The organism is Actinoalloteichus spitiensis RMV-1378 (assembly GCF_000239155.1).
GTDB lineage: Bacteria > Actinomycetota > Actinomycetes > Mycobacteriales > Pseudonocardiaceae > Actinoalloteichus_B > Actinoalloteichus_B spitiensis.
Map to the genome: position 1 here is coordinate 1 of NZ_AGVX02000796.1, position 2,937 is coordinate 2,937.

Below are 2,937 nucleotides of genomic sequence, written 5' to 3' on the forward strand. Positions count from 1 at the left end.
CGACGAACTGGGCGCGGGCCACTCTCGGGGCTTCCCACCGGCTCGTCGCCGGCGAGGCCGGGTCCGCGTCAGCCCACTCCGCTCCGGAGGAGGGCGAGTCGGCGGAGGACGCCCGGGAGAGCACGCTGGGCCGTGTCGTCAGGCCGGTCGGTTCCGTGGTGGACCGGCTGTCCGGCGCCGTGTTGACCGGCGGACGGGACGACGCCGAGCACGACGACTCCGCCGGGGCCTCCGGGGGAGGGCTGCTCCCGCTGCCCATCGGCAAGGACGGCCTGGTGGGCGCGGTGCTCCCTGGCGACGGCCCGGCCCAGGAGAACCCGGCGGGTGACGCCACCGGTTCAGGTCAGGCTCCCGGTGCCGAGGACGCGGAGCGGCTCGGCGACCGTCCGGCGCAGGACAGGCCCGACGAGGACGACGACACCGACGAGGCCCGCGATGCGGAGGACCCCTCCTCGGATCCCCGTACCGGGCGCTCTTCGAGCGCGGTGGACGGCGACGGCGTGTCCCCCTATGCCGCCGGCGCCCCGGCGCCCCACGGGCAGCGCGCGGACCAGCAGCACGGTGAGCAGCACACCTCCTCACCCCACCTGCCCCGGGGCGCCTCCCCGGCACCCGCCACCCACCCGGCACCCGCTGGTTCCTCGGCGAGCGCCTCGCCGTCCGGACCGGGTGCCCTCATGCTGGGCTACGTCGTTCCGACGGTGAACGCCCAGCTCCTCGCTCCCGGCCTCGCCGTCCAGCCGATCGCGCAGGGCGTCGCCGCGGAGCAGCCGGAGCAGCCCGGCGTCACCCCTGACTGATACCTCGCGCGGATTCAGCACCCCTCTGCGGTGCGCTGGTTCTCACCAGTCCGTGCGAGGTCTTCCGTGTTGAGTCCGCGAGCCACCACCCCCTGGGCAGGCGGCATCGCGCTCTGAGCGCCTTCTCTTGCCGCTGCCCCGCCGAACTGGGTGGCCGAACCACTTCCCCTGACGGTGCGCACTGGTTCGACCACCTGACCCCCTCCCCCTCGGGCAAGCGAAACGGAAGGAGCCCCCATGCAGTCCTGGGCGAAGCGTGGCGTGCAGGCAGCCCTCGTCACCAGCGGCCTGCTGATCGTCGGCCAGGGCGGTACCGCGGCGGCGGCCGAGTGCTGCCCCGACCGGCCGAGCTCTCCACTGACCGGCACGATTCCGCTGCCACACGGCGAGAACGCCGCCGAGGTCACCATGCCGCTGGGCCGGGTGGTCGCCCCGGCCGGATCCGCGGCCGTCGGAGAGCCCACCCGGCACTTCATCGAGCCGCTCGCGACCGCCGCGTCTCCCACCGACGGCGCCGACGACCTCCGTCCCGACCACGACCGTGCACCCCGAAACGAAAGCAGGACGAACATGGCCATGCCCGCTGCCGACGACGCAGCGCTGAACCACCTCGACGAAAGCCAGTACAGCCAACACCAGGAGGCCGCCGAGTACTGGCGGCCCCTCGCCGACACGGCGGCGCTGGACGGGCTTCCCGGCGGGCGGTTGTTCAGCGGGCTCTACCGCGTGCTGGCCGGTGACATCTTCGCGGGCTCCCACGAGCAGCCGGCGGACAACTCCAAGACCACGGAACTGTCGCTCCGCGACGTGCGCGCCGCCCTCGCCGCCGACCCCCGCGGCGAGGAAGCGGGCGGCGCGGCCGACCACTCGGAGCCGGACTCGGAGGACGTCACCACCTCCGTCCTGCCAGACGGCTCACTGCTGACCCTCAACGGGGTTCCCACCGAGGTCATCCGATCCGCGCTCGGGCAGGGACACCCGCCGGAGACCGAGGACAGGGATCCGCTGGTCGTCTGGGGCGAACAGCTGCCCGACGCGGGCGAGCTGCCGAGGATTCCCGAGATCAGCGAGTTCGTCCGCACCAGCGCCCTGTCGAAGGCCAGCGTGCTGCCGGGGATGGGACTGCTCGCCGGGTTGGGCGACGCCAGCGGAGTGGCCCTGCCCGCCGTGCCCCAGGCCCGGGACGCGGGGGAGGGCGCCGACCTCGACCCCTTCATCGACGACCGGCCCACCGTCGAGTTCCCCAGCGTGGGAGCCGCCGATGGGGCGGTGCTGCCGGAGGTCGGCAGTGGCGAGCTGAGCAGCGTTCCGGCCCCCGCCCTGGGCCAGTTCACCAAGGACCTCGACGCCGAACTGTCGATCCTCGACCCGCTGCGGTCGCTGTCCTGGGGGCTGCTGCTGCCCACCGAACTCCCCGAGTTCCCGGAGATCGGCCAGCTGAACTCGGAGAACGGGCTGCCGAGCCTGTCCGACCTGACCTCGGTGGGTGTCGCCTTGCCCGCCGTGCGCCCCGAGGGCGAGGTGGCGAGCCGCGCCAACATCCTGCCCACCAACCAGCTCGGCCTGGACGGGCTCCCTGACCTGAACGTGGGCCGCCCGAACCTCCAGGTCGGCCAGATCTCGGGCGCTGAGCAGCTGCTGCCCGCCTCGCTGGGGAACGCCAACCAGCCTCGGCAGGCCGCGCTCGCCACGGCCGCCACCGGTCGCAGCAACGAGACCGGTGTGCGGCTGCCCGTCGCCAACACCAGCGACCTCCCCCTGCGCGGCGCTCTCGACGCGGTGCAGATCGACGCCCTCAACAACATGGACGCGGTGCGGATCCCCCCGCGTACCTCCCAGGCTCCAGCGTTGAGCACGCTGGACACCGCAGTTCTGCTGCGGAACGTGACCGGTGACGAGGAGGGCAGCAGCCGGCTGTCCCAGAGCTGAGCCGTACCGACCGGGAAGTCGCGGTCGGACCGGGTGGGCCGGCGCCACGCGCACGCGTCGGCCGGCACGGGCGGTCGTCCCGGTCGGTGGTTCGGGAAGGGCAGGTCGGAGGCCGTTGCCCCCGGTCTCCGGCCACACCTTCCCACCGGACCCACGTGAACGGTGATTCCGATTCCGGCGGGCCCCGAGAGCGTCGCTCTCGGGGCCC

Annotated in this window: 2 protein-coding genes; both read left to right on the forward strand. The window is 73.6% G+C overall.

The window, feature by feature from the left end:
• Window positions 1–800, forward strand: an 800-nt coding sequence (locus tag ACTIDRAF_RS32300) for a hypothetical protein (RefSeq protein ID WP_211215431.1), incomplete at its 5' end; no start/stop codon positions are given.
• Between the two features lie 237 nt (window positions 801–1,037).
• Window positions 1,038–2,729 (forward strand): hypothetical protein, encoded by a 1,692-nt coding sequence (locus ACTIDRAF_RS0225365; RefSeq protein ID WP_016701454.1) that lies wholly within the window; start codon window positions 1,038–1,040, stop codon window positions 2,727–2,729.
• Window positions 2,730–2,937: the final 208 nt, after the last annotated feature.

Excerpts from the sequence above, each read along its gene's own strand:
- ACTIDRAF_RS0225365 (WP_016701454.1), top strand. The coding sequence starts at position 1,038 with ATGCAGTCCTGGGCGAAGCGTGGCGTGCAGGCAGCCCTCGTCACCAGC.